The organism is Azotobacter salinestris, assembly GCF_009363155.1.
Taxonomy (GTDB): Bacteria; Pseudomonadota; Gammaproteobacteria; order Pseudomonadales; family Pseudomonadaceae; genus Azotobacter; species Azotobacter salinestris.
This window is the reverse complement of sequence record NZ_CP045302.1, coordinates 2,567,469-2,583,213: the sequence shown is the minus strand read 5'-3', so window position 1 is coordinate 2,583,213 and position 15,745 is coordinate 2,567,469. Positions and strand designations below refer to the sequence as shown.

At 65.8% G+C, this 15,745-nt stretch carries 15 protein-coding genes; 7 read left to right on the top strand and 8 right to left on the bottom strand.

The features are described 5' to 3' along the window. Window positions 1-68: 68 nt before the first annotated feature. Window positions 69-1,061: an asparaginase gene (locus GCU53_RS12130; protein ID WP_152387841.1), complete on the bottom strand. Its 993-nt coding sequence runs from the start codon at window positions 1,059-1,061 to the stop codon at window positions 69-71. A 217-nt stretch (window positions 1,062-1,278) separates the two neighbouring features. Here GCU53_RS12130 and purE point away from each other — a divergent pair, with 217 nt between their 5' ends. The 3 genes from purE to GCU53_RS12115 all read left to right on the top strand — a co-directional run bounded on the left by purE (window position 1,279) and on the right by GCU53_RS12115 (window position 3,206). Next, the gene (gene purE / locus GCU53_RS12125) at window positions 1,279-1,770 is read left to right on the top strand and encodes a 5-(carboxyamino)imidazole ribonucleotide mutase (RefSeq protein WP_152387840.1); all 492 of its coding nucleotides are present in this window, start codon (window positions 1,279-1,281) and stop codon (window positions 1,768-1,770) included. Window positions 1,771-1,786: 16 nt separating this feature from the next. After that, window positions 1,787-2,872: a 5-(carboxyamino)imidazole ribonucleotide synthase gene (locus GCU53_RS12120; RefSeq protein WP_152387839.1), complete on the top strand. Its 1,086-nt coding sequence runs from the start codon at window positions 1,787-1,789 to the stop codon at window positions 2,870-2,872. An 88-nt stretch (window positions 2,873-2,960) separates the two neighbouring features. Continuing rightward, window positions 2,961-3,206 (top strand): GlsB/YeaQ/YmgE family stress response membrane protein, encoded by a 246-nt coding sequence (locus GCU53_RS12115; protein WP_152387838.1) that lies wholly within the window; start codon window positions 2,961-2,963, stop codon window positions 3,204-3,206. Here the strand turns inward: GCU53_RS12115 and pbpG are convergent. After that, window positions 3,188-4,144, bottom strand: coding sequence for a D-alanyl-D-alanine endopeptidase (pbpG, locus tag GCU53_RS12110; RefSeq protein WP_152387837.1), 957 nt, complete (start codon window positions 4,142-4,144; stop codon window positions 3,188-3,190). The genes GCU53_RS12115 and pbpG overlap by 19 nt on opposite strands. A gap of 213 nt (window positions 4,145-4,357) precedes the next feature. Here pbpG and GCU53_RS12105 point away from each other — a divergent pair, with 213 nt between their 5' ends. Next, window positions 4,358-4,897: a DUF3299 domain-containing protein gene (locus GCU53_RS12105; RefSeq protein WP_152387836.1), complete on the top strand. Its 540-nt coding sequence runs from the start codon at window positions 4,358-4,360 to the stop codon at window positions 4,895-4,897. 88 nt (window positions 4,898-4,985) lie between these two features. Here GCU53_RS12105 and GCU53_RS12100 read toward each other — a convergent pair whose 3' ends face one another. Then, a complete protein-coding gene (locus GCU53_RS12100; protein WP_152387835.1) occupies window positions 4,986-6,332 on the bottom strand; it encodes an OprD family porin in 1,347 nt (448 codons plus the stop codon). A 780-nt stretch (window positions 6,333-7,112) separates the two neighbouring features. Here GCU53_RS12100 and GCU53_RS12095 point away from each other — a divergent pair. Continuing rightward, a complete protein-coding gene (locus GCU53_RS12095; RefSeq protein ID WP_152387834.1) occupies window positions 7,113-7,517 on the top strand; it encodes a bacteriohemerythrin in 405 nt (134 codons plus the stop codon). A gap of 492 nt (window positions 7,518-8,009) precedes the next feature. Here GCU53_RS12095 and GCU53_RS12090 read toward each other — a convergent pair whose 3' ends face one another. Genes GCU53_RS12090 through aas form a run of 3 tightly spaced genes read right to left on the bottom strand, consistent with a single transcriptional unit; the run spans window position 8,010 to window position 11,877 of the window. Further along, entirely contained in the window at window positions 8,010-8,378 is a 369-nt protein-coding gene (locus GCU53_RS12090) for a cupin domain-containing protein (RefSeq protein WP_152387833.1), read from the bottom strand. Continuing rightward, complete coding sequence (locus tag GCU53_RS12085; protein WP_152387832.1) at window positions 8,375-9,748, bottom strand: MFS transporter; 1,374 nt, start codon at window positions 9,746-9,748, stop codon at window positions 8,375-8,377. The genes GCU53_RS12090 and GCU53_RS12085 overlap by 4 nt, the downstream gene beginning before the upstream one ends. Beyond that, the gene (gene aas, locus GCU53_RS12080; RefSeq protein ID WP_152387831.1) at window positions 9,745-11,877 is read right to left on the bottom strand and encodes a bifunctional acyl-ACP--phospholipid O-acyltransferase/long-chain-fatty-acid--ACP ligase; all 2,133 of its coding nucleotides are present in this window, start codon (window positions 11,875-11,877) and stop codon (window positions 9,745-9,747) included. The genes GCU53_RS12085 and aas overlap by 4 nt, the downstream gene beginning before the upstream one ends. A gap of 119 nt (window positions 11,878-11,996) precedes the next feature. Here aas and GCU53_RS12075 point away from each other — a divergent pair, with 119 nt between their 5' ends. Beyond that, window positions 11,997-12,734: a helix-turn-helix domain-containing protein gene (locus GCU53_RS12075; RefSeq protein WP_152387830.1), complete on the top strand. Its 738-nt coding sequence runs from the start codon at window positions 11,997-11,999 to the stop codon at window positions 12,732-12,734. Window positions 12,735-12,882: 148 nt separating this feature from the next. Here the strand turns inward: GCU53_RS12075 and GCU53_RS12070 are convergent, their stop codons facing one another. Then, window positions 12,883-13,446 carry a hypothetical protein gene (locus GCU53_RS12070; protein ID WP_152387829.1) on the bottom strand — a complete coding sequence of 188 codons (564 nt, stop codon included), beginning with the start codon at window positions 13,444-13,446 and terminating at the stop codon, window positions 12,883-12,885. A 33-nt stretch (window positions 13,447-13,479) separates the two neighbouring features. Beyond that, window positions 13,480-14,343, bottom strand: coding sequence for an SIR2 family protein (locus GCU53_RS12065; protein WP_152387828.1), 864 nt, complete (start codon window positions 14,341-14,343; stop codon window positions 13,480-13,482). A gap of 454 nt (window positions 14,344-14,797) precedes the next feature. Here GCU53_RS12065 and nifH point away from each other — a divergent pair, with 454 nt between their 5' ends. Then, complete coding sequence (gene nifH, locus GCU53_RS12060; RefSeq protein WP_089166737.1) at window positions 14,798-15,670, top strand: nitrogenase iron protein; 873 nt, start codon at window positions 14,798-14,800, stop codon at window positions 15,668-15,670. Window positions 15,671-15,745: the final 75 nt, after the last annotated feature.

The following is a 15,745-nucleotide window of genomic DNA, read 5'->3' as shown; positions in this document are numbered from 1 at the left end:
CGGGCTGCCCGCGCCGATCCCGTTGCGCGGGGCAGGGCCGGGATCGGGTAGTACCGCGTGGAAGGAGCCTAGTCGGCGCACTCGCCGCACAGGTCCTGCGCCAGCCAGTATTCCGTCTCGTCCGCCGCCAGGCCGGCGCCGAGCAGGGCGAACAGCTTGCCGAGCGCCGCCTCGCGGGTCATGCCGTCGCCGCTGACCAGCCCGGCCTCGCGCAGGGCACTGCCGGCGGCATAGGTGTCGAATGCCACATGGCCGTGCGGGCACTGGCTGATACCGAGCAGCACCACGCCGCGCCGGCGGGCCTCGCGCAGCGTTTCGAGTAGCGCGGCGTCGCCCGAGGGGCCGGTGCCGCTGCCGTAGCACTCCAGCACCAGGCCCTGCACGCCGCTCTCGAGCAGGGCGCGCAGCTGCGCCGCCTGCAGGCCGGGGAACAGCGGCAGCACGGCGAGGTTCACCGGCTGGCGAAGGCGGCGGTAGTCGAGTTCGGCGGGCAGGGCGGCGGCGCGCCTGCCGTGGCGCTGGCGCGGCAGCTCGGCGAAGGCCCCGAAGGTCGCGCTGCCCAGCTTGCTGGCCCGCGCGCCGTGCAGCAGGCAGCCGGCGAAGTAGAGATGCACGCCGGGGGCCAGGCCCTGGTCGAGCGCGTCCACGGCGCCGAACAGATTGTCCCAGGCGTCGCTGCCCGGGACGCCCGCCGGCAGCATGGCGCCGGTCAGCACGACCGGCACGCCCAGGCCGAGCAGCAGGAAGCTCAGCGCTGCGGCGCTGTAGGCCAGGGTGTCGGTACCGTGCAGCAGCAGCACGGCGTCGCAGCCGTCCTCCTCGACCGCGGCGACGATGGCGTCGCGCAGGGCCAGCCAGTGGCCCTGGTGCATGTTGGCGCTGTCGATCGGCGGGGTCAGCTCGCGGTACCGCCAGGGGGGCATGCGGCGCGGCGGCTCGGCGGCCAGCCGTTCGTTGAGGCGGGCATCGAAACCGGCGGCCGGCACCAAACCGCGGGGGCTGGCCTGCATGCCGATGGTACCGCCGCTGTAGAGGACCATGAGGTGGTTGATCGCGGACATGGCCTGATCTCGGAGGAGGGGTGAAGCATTCATGGTAACCCGGACGGGAGGTGCACGCGTCTGCACTTCCGCGTTCGGCTTTGGGTTATACTCGGCCGCTTGATAATGCGACCCTCTCGCAATCCGGGAAGGTGCGCACTTCCTGCCAAGCCACGCCCTGCCAGCGTGGCTTGTTGTTTTTTGACGCGCCTGCGGGCGCCAACGAAGAGGCACGACGATGAGCGCACTGGTAGGCGTGATCATGGGTTCCAAGTCGGACTGGAGCACCCTCTGTCACACCGTGGAGATGCTGGACAAGCTGGGCATCCCCAACGAAGTCAAGGTGGTTTCCGCCCACCGCACTCCGGATCTGCTCTTCCAGTACGCCGAGCAGGCGGAGTCCCGCGGCATCCAGGTGATCATCGCCGGGGCCGGCGGCGCCGCCCACCTGCCGGGCATGTGCGCGGCCAAGACCCACCTGCCGGTGCTCGGCGTGCCGGTGCAGTCGTCGATGCTCTCCGGGGTCGATTCGCTGCTCTCCATCGTGCAGATGCCGGCCGGCGTGCCGGTCGCCACCCTGGCCATCGGCCGGGCCGGCGCGATCAACGCCGCGCTGCTCGCCGCCGGCATCCTCGGCGGCCAGCACCCGCAGTTCCACGAGGCGCTCAAGCGTTTTCGCGACGAGCAGACCCGTACCGTGCTCGACAATCCGGACCCGCGCGACGCGTGAGAAAGGAGGCCTCAAGATGAAGATCGGCGTGATCGGTGGCGGCCAGCTGGGCCGCATGCTGGCTCTGGCGGGCACTCCGCTGGGCATGAACTTCGCCTTCCTCGACCCGGCACCGGATGCCTGCGCAGCCGCCCTCGGCGAGCACATCCGCGCCGACTACGGCGATCAGGATCACCTGCGCCAACTGGCCGACGAGGTCGATCTGGTCACCTTCGAGTTCGAGAGCGTGCCGGCCGAAACCGTGGCCTTCCTCTCCCAGTTCGTCCCCGTCTACCCCTCCGCCGAGGCCCTGCGCATCGCCCGCGACCGCTGGTTCGAGAAGAGCCTGTTCAGAAGCCTGGGCATCCCCACGCCGGAGTTCGCCAACATCCACTCGCAGGTCGACCTGGACGCCGCCGTGGCCGAGATCGGCCTGCCGGCGGTGCTCAAGACCCGCACCCTGGGCTACGACGGCAAGGGCCAGAAGGTTTTGCGCAAGCCCGAAGACGTCGTCGGCGCCTTCGCCGAACTGGGCAGCGTGCCCTGCATCCTCGAGGGCTTCGTGCCCTTCACCGGCGAGGTGTCGCTGATCGCCGTGCGCAGCCGCGACGGCGAGGCGCGCTTCTACCCCTTGGTGCACAATACCCACGAGAGCGGCATCCTGCGCCTGTCGGTGGCCAGCAGCGGACATCCGCTGCAGGCGCTGGCCGAGGACTATGTCGGCCGCGTGCTGGAGAAGCTGGACTACGTCGGCGTGCTGGCCTTCGAGTTCTTCGAGGTGGACGGCGGCCTCAAGGCCAACGAGATCGCCCCCAGGGTGCACAACTCCGGGCACTGGACCATCGAGGGCGCCGAGTGCAGCCAGTTCGAGAACCACCTGCGCGCGGTGGCCGGCCTGCCGCTGGGCTCGACCGCCAAGGTCGGCGAGAGCGCCATGCTCAACTTCATCGGCGAGGTGCCGCCGGTGGACAGGGTGGCGGCCATCGCCGACTGCCACCTGCATCACTACGGCAAGGCCTTCAAGGCCGGGCGCAAGGTCGGCCATGCCACCCTGCGCAGCAGGGACCTGCCGACCCTCGAGGCACGGGTCAAAGAGGTCGAGGCGCTGATTGCCAGGGGCTGAGCGAGGCCCCTAGCCCGCTGCCCGGATGGCGGGCATGCCGGGGCACGACTAGGCTGAGGGGGTCAAGGACTTCTGGGAGGGCTCTGCGATGGGCATCCTCGGCACCATCCTCATCGGCCTGCTGATCGGCGTGGTCGCGCGTTTCCTCATACCCGGCAGGCAGTCCATGGGCTGGATCATAACCATCCTGCTCGGCATCGGCGGCTCGCTCCTGGCCACCTACGGCGGCCAGGCGCTGGGCATCTACCGCGCCGGCGAAGCCGCCGGCTTCATCGGCGCGGTGATCGGCGCCATTCTCCTGCTGGTGATCTACGGCTATCTGCGCAAATCCTGAGCGGTAGCCGTGGCGGTGGCCTGGGTCTTCCGCCATTCCAGGTGCTTCTGCTGCTTGTGACGCTGGGCCACCAGCGGGATCGGAGAACTCTTGCCGGTTTCCAGCCAGCGCCGCACGCGGGTGGCGTCGCCGACATGGGTGTGCTTGCCGAGGGTGTTCAGCAGCACCATGGCCACCGGGCGGTTCTGCACCATCGCGAGCATGGCCAGGCAGTGGCCTGCCTCGTTGATGAAGCCGGTCTTGGTGACCTCGATGCGCCAGGCGGCATTGCGCACCAGCGGGTTGGTGTTGTTGAAGTTCTGCACGTAGCTCGGCTTCTGGAAGTGCGCACTGCGGCTCGGCGTGGTGCTCAGCTCGCGGATCAGCGGGTACTGCCGGGCGGCCCTGAGCAGCTTCACCAGATCGCGGGCAGTGGAGACGTTCTTCTCCGACAGGCCGGTCGGCTCGACGAAGCGGGTGCTGTGCATGCCCAGCGCGCGCGCCTTGGCATTCATCGCCGCGACGAAGCGCGCGTGGCCGCCCGGGTAGTTGTGCGCCAGGCTCGCCGCCGCGCGGTTCTCCGAGGACATCAGCGCCAGGCGCAGCATCTCCCTGCGGCTGATGCGGCTGTTGACCCGCACCCGCGAGTAGACGCCGCGCAGCTCGCGGGTGTCGTGGATCAGCACCGGGATCACCTCGTCGAGCGGTTGATGGGCGTCCAGGGCCACCACGGCGGTCATCAGCTTGCTGATCGAGGCGATCGGCACGACCACGTCCGGGTGGCTGGTGAACAGCTCCTTGCCGCTGTTCAGGTCGACCACCAGGGCACTGGCCGAAGCCAGCTCCAGAGACGGTGGCGTGCGGGGCGGCGGAGTCTTGTCGACGGCCTGCACGCCGGGCATGGCGACGACACATGCGCAGGCCAGCAGGAGGGCTAGGAAAGGGGAACGGGTTTTCATGCGCATGACTCGCCGTGGATTGCGTGGAGGCTGGTGCTGCTAACAAGCCATTTTATGCGGTATAGCCAATTGCCGGCGCTTTTCAATGCTGCCAGGCAGGAAAGCCCATGGCTGGCCGTCAGGCCCCACTATGCTGCTCTTTATCGGCGCTTCGGTCGATGACATCATGCCGCTCGCGTTCCTTATCTCTTCCTCAACCGCCGATTCGATTCCATGCGCCGATCATCGTTCCTCCTCACCCTGCTTCTCGCCAGTTCCCTGTCGCATGCCGAACCGCCGGAACTGGACTGGCTGGAACTGATGCCCGAAGACGATCGCCAGGCACTGGAAGAGATGCCGGACATCACCCACGACACGCCGGAAGCCGATGGCGACTTCAGTGCCAAGGGCGGCCTCAAGCAGAAGTCCCGGAACCTGCCGGCCGTGATGTACTCGGCGAAGACGGTCCCGGCGCTGAACGGCCGGGAGATTCGCCTGGGAGGCTATCCGGTGCCGCTGGAGAGCGACGGCAAGGGATACAGCACCACCTTCTTCCTGGTGCCCTATCCGGGCGCCTGCATCCATCTGCCGCCGCCGCCGCCCAACCAGATCGTCCTGGTCCGCTATCCGAAGGGCTTTCGCGTGGAGGACATCTCCATCCCGCTGTGGGTGGACGGCACGCTGCGGGTCGAGAAGGTCAGCAACGAGCTGGCGGATGCCGCCTATGCCATCGAGGCGAGCAAGGTCGAGCCGGTCGAGGAGGAGGCGCTGTAGGGACGGCGGAGCGTCCTGGCGGAGGGCGGCATTACGCCGATGGCTGTCCGGGCGAAATCGCGTCCCTGCGATTTCAGCGGCGGAGGGCTCAGAGCAGCGGAATGCTGTAGTTGACGATCAGGCGGTTCTCGTCCACGTCCCGCTGGTTGACGTCGTTGCCGCGCCACATGGCGCTCATCCAGGTGAGGCCGAGGCCTTTGAACATGCCGTCCTGTACGGTGTAGTCGAGGCGGAAGTCGCGTTCCCACTCGCGACGGTCGCTGCCGTCGGCATCGATGTCGTCGCCGCTGAAGTAGTTCAGGCCGGCCTTCAGGCCCGGCACGCCAACCTTGGCGAAATCGTAGGCGTACTTGACCACCCAGGTGTTCTCGCCGGCGTTGTGGAACTTGTGCACCTGGGCATCGGTGATCAGGTAGAGCACCCGGCCCGCGCCCTGGTTGAGGTGCGGGAAGTCGCTGTTGCCGGTGATCTTCTGGTAGCCGGCGCCCAGCGAGTGGCCGCTCAGGCTGTAGGTGAACATGGCGCTCCAAACACGGTTGTCCACCTCAAAGCGATTGGAGCTTCCGGCGCCCCAGTAGCCGTTGGCGCGATAGCCCTCGGCACGGCCGGAGGCGCTGGCGTTCTCGCCGTCGGAGTCGCTGTCGAAGTAGCGCAGGTCGGTCTTCAGCGCGCCGACCGGCAGCGCCCAGTTGTGGGTCAGACCGAGGAAGTGCTGCTTGTAGAAGTCGCGCAGGTTGCCGTAGTAGTACTGCAGCAACAGGTCCTTGTTGACCTTGTAGTCGACGCCGCCGTAGTAGAACTCGTTGCTGAACTGGCCGGTCTTGGCGTTGTTCGAGCCCTCGATGGACAGGCTGTCGCTGTTGCTGGAGTTACGCTCGGTGGAGTGCTCCAGCTTGCCGGCGATGAAGGTGAAGTCCTTCAGCTCGTTGACGGTGACCTGCCCGCCCTCGTAGGTCTGCGGCAGCAGGCGGCCGTCGTTGGCGATCACCACCGGCAGGCGCGGGCGCAGGGTGCCGTACTGCACCAGGGTCTGGGAGAAGCGCATCTTGCCGGTCACGCCGAGCCGGCCGAAGTCGCGTTTGGCCTTGCCGTTGCTCTCCAGCGGGAAGACCTGTCCCGGAACGCGATCGACCTCGGTGAGCGACTTGTCGGCATCGCCGCCGGCATCCAGGCGCAAGCCGTAGGAGCCCAGCAGATCGAGGCCGAAGCCGACGGGGCCTTCGGTGAAGCCGGACTGATAGTCGAGCACGAAGCCCTGGCCCCACTCCTCGGAACCGGCGCGATCCTCGTTGCGGATGTCCTGGTTGTAATAAAAGTTACGCATGCTGAGCGTAGCCTTGCTGTCTTCGAAGAAGCCCGCAGCGCTCGCCTGTTGCGACAGGGTCTGACCCAGAATGGCTGCCGTCACGGCCAGAGTCAGAGTGGACTTGTTCATCAGTTCCTTTTCTCCAGGTGTGTAGTGCATGTTGTCCATGAGCCGGTCCGGTCCGGGGGGCTGCGGCGTGCCGGGCGGCGGAACATGACATTTGTGTGTCGATTTGAAAATTGAGATCGGCGCCTTCCGCCCGAAATGATGTCTTCCCTTGATCTGAGTCACTTGTGCTAAGGCGGCATGCAGCCTTAGCGGCAAGCTAAATGCATCCCGAGCGCTGCACTCGGAATTGGTTGCCCGGTCGCTCGATCTGAAACAGTCCATGCAGCAAGCGGATGAAGTCTTCTGAAGTGGCCGCCGGGGCCGGAATCCCCTTTTCTATATTCTTCTGCGCATTGCTGTTCGGCGCTTTTGCAATGCATGTGCCTGTATCCGATCTTATAAATAAATATTAATAATAACAATGAGTTATTCATAGATGGCCCAGCCTGTTGGCTTGTCGTCTATGCTTCGGTCTGTCGTTACGATATGTTGTTTTGTATACAACGCTACAACGGATGGCGGCTGGTTGCTGGCGATGCTCCATGGTATTCGGTGATGGCCGTCTTTCCCGTGGCCGAAGGCCGGTTCTGTTTCGATGTGTTTTCCTTGGGCGCACAAGGGTGCAACAGGGGCTGGCTGTGGTGCAGGCCGGAAAAACGGGTTGTCCTCCCGAGGGAGTCGGGGCGGCCAAGGCATGGCCTGCGGCCGTCGGCGCTGGCTTTTTGATAACGGGTAAGTCGTACCGCCGATCGCAGGCTTGCCGTATCCTTCGTGCGCCCTGCCACAGAAGGACCATCCGCCATGCCCACCCCCCAAGAAATGCTGGAGCGCTTCCAGGACAGCTACGCCCTGGGCGACGAGGCGATCGACCATACCCACCGCGAATTCCTCGAACTCTGCCTGGCCGCCGCGAACGCCAGGGGGCCGGAGTTCGCCGACGCCTTCAAGGCGCTGTTCGAGCACACCAGCCGCCACTTCGCCGACGAGGAGGCGAAGATGCAGGCCTCCGGCTACCCCGCCTTCGGCGAGCACCGCGCCAACCACCAGCGCATCCTCGGCGACATGGACCGCCTCTGCCAGCGCGCCGCCGCCGGCCGCGCACAGATGGCCCGTGCCTGGCTGAACGACAGCCTGCCGGCCTGGTTCGACCTGCACGCCAAGACCATGGACAGCGCCCTGGTGGCCCACCTCCGTCAGCAGAGTTGAGGTGCCCTCCTTTCCCAGAGGGGCTTGCTTTTTGGGGGGCTCGATCACACGGGCTATGAGCCCTGGCACTGCCAAGGCCCCATGGGCGATGCACGGATGCCTGGCGTCTTGACGCAAGACGAAACCGGCCTGTGCCACCTGGCTATATCGGAGGATGAGTGAGCCGGCCGGACCGATAGCGGTGGGATGCCGGTGTGTTCGCCCAGTCGTCCTCGCGGGTTGCCGGATCGATCCTCAATGAGGACGGGATCGTAGACCGACCGTCGGCGGCGGTTGTCAGCCCCTGGTTTCCTGTTCCCCATCCCATTGCCCGCCAGAACGTGGCCAGGAAATATCCCTGCATTATCGGCCGGAGCAACCCTGCGACATGGTTGTTCCACGTGAAACGGGTAATCCGAGGAAGAACCCATGGGGGGCACGCACGTTCCAGGGAAAGACGTATGGGCGTGGGCGGAGCTTCTTGCGAAGGCTCACTGTTAGAGGGACTAAGGCTCAATCCCCCAACGTCTCATAACACTCAGGCGTGAAGCATGGCGTGCAGAGGCAGTAGAAGGCCAGTTCGCTATCGCCGGTGTTGGCGATCTTCTGCGTCACGCCCGCCGGGATGACGACCAGATCGCCGGGGCCGACCGGCGCGGGCGGCTCGGCGCCGAGGGTGACGAGGCCCTGGCCGTGGAGGATCAGATAGCGCTCGTCCACCCCATGCAGGCGGTGTAGCTGGGTGGTCTCGCCCGGCGCCACCGTGGCCAGTGCGATGGACAGCGCCGGATCGTCGGCGCTGTTGCACAGTTCGAGGATGCGGCAGCGCTCCGCGGTCGGAAAGGCCGCAGCGGGATCGGGGCGCAGGATGGTCGGTTTCATGGATGTTCCTCCGATTTTTCCGATGTCGTCGTCGAGCCTGGCGTACCGCGCCGCAGCAGGCCGCCCAGGAGCGGCAGTCGGGTGGCGAGGCGTCGCAGGCGTTCTGGTTGCAGGCGCATGAGGCAGAGCGCCACGCCGGCGTTGGCCAGCGCGGCAACGCCGAACAGCGCGGGGATGGACAGTCCCGCCGCCAGCAGAACCGCTGCCGCGAGGGCGCCTGCCACCATGAACAGGGCGTTGAGGATGTTGTTGGCGGCGACGATCCGCGCCCGGTGCGCAGCAGCCGAGCGCAGCTGCATCAGGGTGTACAGCGGGACGATGAAGAGGCCGCCGGACAGGCCGAGGGCGAACAGGTCGGCGAGCACGCGCAGGGTGCCCGGTGCCGCCAGCAGCGTGGCGAGGTCCCGCGCGAGGTCCGGCACCGCGGCCGGGGAGGCGAGGGCCAGGTCGAGGCCGAACAGGCTGAGGCCGAGGGCGCCCAGCTGTACCAGGCCGATCTCCCCAGGCCGCTTCGAGAGGCGCTCGCAGAGCAGCGAGCCGCTGCCGATCCCCAGGGTGAAGACGGTGAGCAGCAGGGTCACGCCGCTTTCCCCGGCACCGAGCACGTCCTTGGTGTAGGCCGGGAACTGGGCGAGCAGCAGCGCGCCGTACAGCCAGAACCAGGAGATGCCGAGGATCGCCAGAAACACACTGCGGTCTTCGCGGGCGAAGCCGAGGCTGCGCCGGGTTTCCTCGAGCGGATTGGGGTTGAGGCACAGGCCGGGCTCCGGCGGGGCCGCCACCGGGATGCGCCGGCTGCCGAGGTAGCCGAGCACGGCGACGAGCAGGCAGCCGGCGGTGATCCACAGGGTGCCACCCTGGATGCCGGCGAGCAGGCCGCCGGACAGGGTGCCGATCAGGATGGCGACGAAGGTGCCGGCCTCGATCAGGGCGTTGCCGGCGACCAGCTCGGCCTCGCCCAGGTGCTGCGGCAGGATGGCGTATTTCACCGGGCCGAACAGGGTCGACTGCAGGCCGAGGAGGAACAGGCTGGCCAGCAGGATTTCCAGGCTGTGCAGCCAGAAGCCGGCGCCGGCGAGCAGCACGATGACGATCTCCAGCAGCTTGACCCGGCGCGCCAGCAGGGCCTTGTCGTATTTGTCGGCCAGTTGACCGGCGCTCGCCGAGAACAGGAAGAACGGCAGGATGAACAGGCCCGCCGCCAGGTTGGCCAGCAGGCCGGGGGACAGGCTGGTCCACTGTGCGGTCTGGAAGGTCAGCAGCACGACCAGGGCGTTCTTGAACAGGTTGTCGTTGAAGGCGCCGAGGAACTGGGTGACGAACAGCGGTCCGAAGCGGCGGGCGCCGAGCAGGGCGAAGGGCGAACTCATGCGGGAATCTCCTCGGCCATGCGCTTGAGGCTCTGGTAGTCGGTCTTGCCGGTGCCGAGCAGGGGCAGCGCATCGACCCGGCGGATCACCCGCGGCACTGCCAGCTCCGGCAGGCCGAGCGCCCGGGCGGCGGCGAGCAGACGTTCGCGGCCGAGTTCCGGGGCGGTGGTGAAGAGTACCAGCGCTTCGCCGCGGCTGGTGTCGCTGCGGGTCGCGGCGGCGTGGGCGAAGTCCGGGGCGGCGTGTGCAGCGAGGCTTTCCACCGCCTCCAGCGAGATCATCTCGCCGGCGATCTTGGCGAAGCGCTTGAGGCGGCCGCGGATGTAGAGGAAGCCGTCGGCATCGACGCTGGCGATGTCGCCGGTGGCATACCAGCCGGGGCGGATCGCCGGCGGCGGCTGGATGACCCCGGGCCGGTCGAACAGCAGGTAGCCCTTGAGCAGGTTCGGCCCTGTCAGATGCAGGGCACCACCCTCGGCGATGCCGGGCACCGGCTCCAGTTCGTAGTCGATGCCGGGCAGCAGCTGGCCGACGCTGCCGTTTCGGCAGGCCATTGGCACGTTGACCGCTACCACCGGGGCGCACTCGGTGACGCCGTAGCCCTCGAGGATGCGGATGCCGAACTTGTCGAGCCACTGCTCGCGCACGCTCTCGGCCAGCCGCTCGGCGCCGGCGACCACGTAGCGTAGCCGACCGAAGTCGTAGGGATGGGCGAACTTGGCGTAGTTGCCGAGAAAGGTCGAGGTGCCGAACAGCACGGTGCAGTTGCGGTCGTAGACCAGCTCGGGGATGACCCGGTAGTGCAGCGGGTTGGGATAGAGGAACACTTGGCAGCCGGAGACCAGCGGCAGTAGCGCGCCGCAGGTCAGGCCGAAGGCGTGGAACATCGGCAGGGCCATCATGAGCTTGTCCTGCGGGGTGAAGTCGGCCACCGCGCGGATCTGCGCGATATTGGCCAGCAATGCGGCGTGGGAGTGGACCACGCCCTTGGGCTTGCCTTCCGAGCCCGAGGTGAACAGCACCACGGCGGCATCCTCGGGTGCCTGCGGCAGCGCGGCGCTACGCGGAAAGGCCAGGTGCCAGAGGACCCACAGCCGGTCGGTGAGGCCGAAATCGGCCTTCAGATCCTCCAGGTAGTGCACGCGGAGCTCCGGCACGGCGGCGAGCAGCGGGCCGAGATGCGCCTTCTCGACGAAGGTGCGCGAGGCGAAGAGGGTCTTGATGTCGGCGGCAATGCAGGCGGCGCGCAGCCCTTCGGGGCCGGCCGTGTAGTTGAGCAGGGCGGGGATGCGCCGGCCGAGCGACAGGCCGAGCAGCAGGCCGAGGGTCGGTGCGGCGTTGGGGGCGAGCACCCCGACCGTCTCGCCCGGCGCGCTCAGGCGCGAGGTCAGGCGGGCGAGGGCCAGCGCCATCTTCAGCAGCGAACCGTAGGATTCCTCCTGCAGGCGGATGTCTTCGACCAGGTGGTAGTGGGTGCCGAAGGTTGCCTTGGCGTCGAGGAAGGCCTCGTACAGGGTGCGCTGCGGGCGGGTGGCGACCAGCATGTCGAGCAGGATGTGGCGCAGCAGCTCGCCGGCACGGCGGCGGCGCAGTCGTGCCGAGGGCAGGTCGGGCATGGGAATGCGCTGTGGCGGGCGAATCGAGATGCGCACCCTGGGAAACGCCTTGCGCGGGAAGACTCCGGCCAGGCGGCCGAAATAGCTTTGTGCGGCGCCTTCGATGCGCACCGGCACGACGGTGGCGCCGGTCTTGGCGGCGACGAGGGCCGCGCCGTCGTAGATCTTCATCAGCGAACCGGTGCGGGTGATCCGGCCTTCTGGGAAGACCACCACCGGCTGTCCGCTTTCCACCAGCCTGACGATCTGTTTGACCGCCAGCGGGCTGCTCGAGTCGATCGTGAGGTGCGGCACGAAGCGCAGCAGGACACGGAGCAGCGGATGGCCGGCGATCTGCGTGTGCACTGCGAACACCGCGTCCACTGGCAGGAACACGCCGAGCAGCAGGCCGTCGAGGAAGGATTCGTGGTTGGCGACGATCAGCGTGCGCGGATCGCCGAAGACGTTGCGGTCGCCCTGGAGTTCGACCCGGAACAGGGTCTTGAGGAGCAGGCGCAGAAAGGACTTGAGCATGATCGATCTCTGGCATGGGGGAGTCGCCAGCATGGCGACTCGTGGATTGAAGCGAAACCTTGTCGGAAAAAGTCGTGCACAATTAGCGGGTAAGTAGCGAAAAACGATACCTTTGTCCGATGAGTGAACTCGACCGCCTGATTGGCACCCTCAAGCAGCGCCTGAAAGCCCAGGGCATCACCTATCGCGAGCTGGGCACGCGCCTCGGCCTGTCCGAGGCGAGCGTCAAGCGCATGTTCGCAACCCGACGTTTCAGTCTCGACCGGTTGCTCGAGATCAGCCATCTGCTCGGCTTCAGTCTCGCCGAGCTGGCCCAGGAGGCGGCGCTGAGCGGAATGCGCCTGCACACCCTGAGCGAAAGCCAGGAGCGCGAGCTGGTCTCCGACGAGAAGCTGCTGCTGGTGGCCGTCTGCGTGCTGAACCAATGGACGGTCGGCGAGATCCTCGAGGTCTACCGGCTCAGCGAGGCGGAGTGCATCCGGCGCCTGGCGCGGCTGGACCGTCTGCGCCTGCTCGATCTGCTGCCGGGCAATCGCGTCCGCCTCAACATCGCGCGGGATTTCGACTGGCTGCCCGGCGGGCCGATCCGCAGCTTCTTCCGCCGCCAGGGGTTGGGGGATTTCCTGCATGGCGATTTCGCCGGCACGGACGAGGTCATGGCCTTTTCCCACGGCATGCTCACCGAGTCGGCGCTGGCCAAGCTGCAGGCGGAGATCCGCACGCTGCGCCGGCGCTTTGCCGAACTGCACGAGGAGAGTCTGGTCGCGCCCCTGGCGAAGCGGCATGGCACGGGAATGCTGCTGGCGCTGCGCGAGTGGGAGCTGGGAGCCTTCACCCGGCTGCGGCGCATGGCTTGAGGGGAGGGCGGGCGATCGTCCCGTTGCCGAAGCGGCCGGCGGGAAAAGGCGGGGCCCGAAAAGAAAACTCCCCCTGCGGGAAGGGGGAGTGGCGAACAAGGCCTAGTGGAGCATCCTTGCCAAAGAAAGGGGAAGATCGAGCAGTCGATTAAACCGGACCGCGGTGCTCACGCACGACGGTGGAGACGAAGCCGAGGGCGTCGGCGAAGGCGGCGGTCTCGTACTTCGGCTTGTAGTCGGCCAGGCCCTGGGCCATGGTGATGACCTTGTCTTCGGCGCTCTGGCCTTTGAAGTCTTCTTTGTCCAGGCGCAGGTCGTCCATCATGGTGTTCCAGATGGCGCCTTCTTCGTGCGGCTGAAGAATCATCTTGACGCCGTCGAGCTCGGTGTAAACCGGCTTGCTCAGGTTGCCCACGTAGAAGATCACTTGTACGTCGGCAGCCAGGTCGCCCTTGTAGCGGTCGAAGAAGGGCTGGATGTGGGCCAGTTGATCCAGGCCACCGGAAACCATGCTCAGCTTGTCGTTCTTGAACAGCAGGCCGGCTTGCTTCAGCACGGCTTTCGGCGGCAGGCGGCGGCCGGCGTCGTCGGCGATTTCGCCTTCGATCACGACCAGGTCGCCACGGAAGGCTTCGACGCCGGCTTCGGTGGTTGCGCCCTTGACGCTGAGGTTGCACAGCAGGGATTGGTCTTCGTAGCTTTTCAACAGCATGGTTGGCTTCTCGTCTAGATGAAGGAAGAGAGGTCAGGCCACTTCCGTGGCACTGGGGTTGGCGAGGGCGAGGAGACTGCTCCAGTCGGCCTCGATCAGTTGCAGGTTCTTGCGCTCGCAGACCTTGCGTTCTTTGTCGCTTGGCTGATCGATCAGGACCCAGCCGGCCGGCTCGGCGGCATCGTAGATCAGATCGCTCATCACCATGCGCTCGGTGTCACGGTTGAAGTGCTGGCCAAGGAACAGGTAGCGCTTGTTCTTGCGGCACAGCTTGACCCAGTCGGGAATGGCGAAGCCGCCCATCAGCTCGGTGATGTAGTCGACGAAGTCGGCATCCGAGGCCACGTAGCCCGGCTTGGGCAGCGGCGTGCCGAGCGGCTTGAACAGCACCGGCAGGGCGGTGTCGACCTCTTCCAGCGCGACCTTGCGGTACTTGCCGTCCTCGAACTGGTACAGGTCGAAGCGGTAGGGCGTCGCGGCGATGCGCGCGGCGCCGACTACCAGGGTATGTTTGCGCCCGGCATCGATATAGCAGCGCTGCAGCTGGGTGTCGCGGTTGCAGTCGATGATATAGGGCAGATCGAGGCTGGCCAGCCACTGGTGGACCGGGGACGGGGTCCAGTTGTTGCCGCCGTAGACCTGGGTCAGAAAGCGCTCGATGAAGCTGCGGCCCTTCTTGTTCTCCAGGTGCATGGCGGCCCGGGGAAACTCATACATGAGACGTGGCGACATCGGCTGACCGCCGGTCATAGCGAGGATCAGGCTGTCGCTGTCGGCGGGAATCGGCTTGCCCGTGTTGCAATCAACGACTCCACGCAGGACGCCCGGGCCCAGGTAGGGAACGATGTCGCCCGAGCCGAGCTGGGCGAAGATTTCCTTTAATAAGCTGTCGGTCACTGGACTCTCCTGCTGAGGGAAGGGCAAGAATCGATAAGCCTTTGCAATATCCGCGCCTAATCATCTTTTCGATCTAAATACATGAAAAATAAGGAATTTACTGCGCATTGCAGGGGGGCTTGTCGTGTCCGTGGGCCAGGATGGGGCGCAGCTTCGCGACAATTGTCGGTTTTGTCACAGGCACCGGGTGGGGGGAGGTAGGGGCGGGTGGTCGGGTGTCGGGACATTGTTCGGTTGTAGCAATTACAACAGTCGGAGTAGGGGGATTGTAGGGGGATTGTTATGTATCAAACCGCCTGGCAGGCCTGCCTCCAAGAAATTTATCATTAAAAATCAACTATTTATTGTTTTCTGGTGGGTGCTGGCACAGACACTGCATTGTGATCAGGGCGCGGACTTGTTCAGGCTGACAAGCCGAACTTTCAAGTGGAAATGCAACCTGAGGAACTTAACTATGGCTATGCGTCAATGCGCCATCTACGGCAAGGGCGGTATCGGTAAATCCACCACCACTCAGAACCTCGTGGCGGCCCTGGCCGAGATGGGCAAGAAGGTCATGATCGTTGGTTGTGACCCGAAAGCTGACTCCACTCGCCTGATCCTGCACTCCAAGGCCCAGAACACCATCATGGAAATGGCTGCCGAAGCCGGCACCGTGGAAGATCTGGAGCTGGAAGACGTGCTGAAGGTCGGCTACGGCGGCGTCAAGTGCGTTGAGTCCGGTGGTCCGGAGCCGGGCGTTGGTTGCGCTGGCCGTGGTGTTATCACCGCGATCAACTTCCTGGAAGAGGAAGGCGCCTACGAAGACGACCTGGACTTCGTATTCTACGACGTACTGGGCGACGTGGTGTGCGGTGGCTTCGCCATGCCGATCCGCGAAAACAAGGCTCAGGAAATCTACATCGTTTGCTCCGGCGAGATGATGGCCATGTACGCCGCCAACAACATCTCCAAGGGCATCGTGAAGTACGCCAACTCCGGTAGCGTGCGTCTGGGCGGCCTGATCTGCAACAGCCGTAACACCGACCGCGAAGACGAGCTGATCATCGCCCTGGCTGCCAAGCTGGGCACCCAGATGATCCACTTCGTACCGCGCGACAACGTTGTACAGCGCGCCGAAATCCGTCGTATGACCGTGATCGAATACGATCCGGCCGCCAAGCAAGCCGACGAGTACCGCACCCTGGCTCGCAAGGTTGTCGACAACAAGATGCTGGTCATCCCGAACCCGATCACCATGGACGAGCTCGAAGCTCTGCTGATGGAATTCGGCGTTATGGAAGAAGAAGACGAGTCCATCGTCGGCAAGGCCGCTGCCGAAGAGTGATAGCTCCGCTTCAGTAGGACGGGGCAGGGCAGATGGGCCCTGCCGGAGCGTCGCACTGCGCACTGCGCAGTGCGC

What these genes read in the sequence shown, in the direction of transcription:
- GCU53_RS12130 (WP_152387841.1), bottom strand. Translation starts at nt 1,061, where the DNA reads ATGTCCGCGATCAACCACCTCATGGTCCTCTACAGCGGCGGTACCATC.
- purE (WP_152387840.1), top strand. Translation starts at nt 1,279, where the DNA reads ATGAGCGCACTGGTAGGCGTGATCATGGGTTCCAAGTCGGACTGGAGC.
- GCU53_RS12120 (WP_152387839.1), top strand. Translation starts at nt 1,787, where the DNA reads ATGAAGATCGGCGTGATCGGTGGCGGCCAGCTGGGCCGCATGCTGGCT.
- GCU53_RS12115 (WP_152387838.1), top strand. Translation starts at nt 2,961, where the DNA reads ATGGGCATCCTCGGCACCATCCTCATCGGCCTGCTGATCGGCGTGGTC.
- pbpG (WP_152387837.1), bottom strand. Translation starts at nt 4,144, where the DNA reads ATGAAAACCCGTTCCCCTTTCCTAGCCCTCCTGCTGGCCTGCGCATGT.
- GCU53_RS12105 (WP_152387836.1), top strand. Translation starts at nt 4,358, where the DNA reads ATGCGCCGATCATCGTTCCTCCTCACCCTGCTTCTCGCCAGTTCCCTG.
- GCU53_RS12100 (WP_152387835.1), bottom strand. Translation starts at nt 6,332, where the DNA reads ATGAACAAGTCCACTCTGACTCTGGCCGTGACGGCAGCCATTCTGGGT.
- GCU53_RS12095 (WP_152387834.1), top strand. Translation starts at nt 7,113, where the DNA reads ATGCCCACCCCCCAAGAAATGCTGGAGCGCTTCCAGGACAGCTACGCC.
- GCU53_RS12090 (WP_152387833.1), bottom strand. Translation starts at nt 8,378, where the DNA reads ATGAAACCGACCATCCTGCGCCCCGATCCCGCTGCGGCCTTTCCGACC.
- GCU53_RS12085 (WP_152387832.1), bottom strand. Translation starts at nt 9,748, where the DNA reads ATGAGTTCGCCCTTCGCCCTGCTCGGCGCCCGCCGCTTCGGACCGCTG.
- aas (WP_152387831.1), bottom strand. Translation starts at nt 11,877, where the DNA reads ATGCTCAAGTCCTTTCTGCGCCTGCTCCTCAAGACCCTGTTCCGGGTC.
- GCU53_RS12075 (WP_152387830.1), top strand. Translation starts at nt 11,997, where the DNA reads ATGAGTGAACTCGACCGCCTGATTGGCACCCTCAAGCAGCGCCTGAAA.
- GCU53_RS12070 (WP_152387829.1), bottom strand. Translation starts at nt 13,446, where the DNA reads ATGCTGTTGAAAAGCTACGAAGACCAATCCCTGCTGTGCAACCTCAGC.
- nifH (WP_089166737.1), top strand. Translation starts at nt 14,798, where the DNA reads ATGGCTATGCGTCAATGCGCCATCTACGGCAAGGGCGGTATCGGTAAA.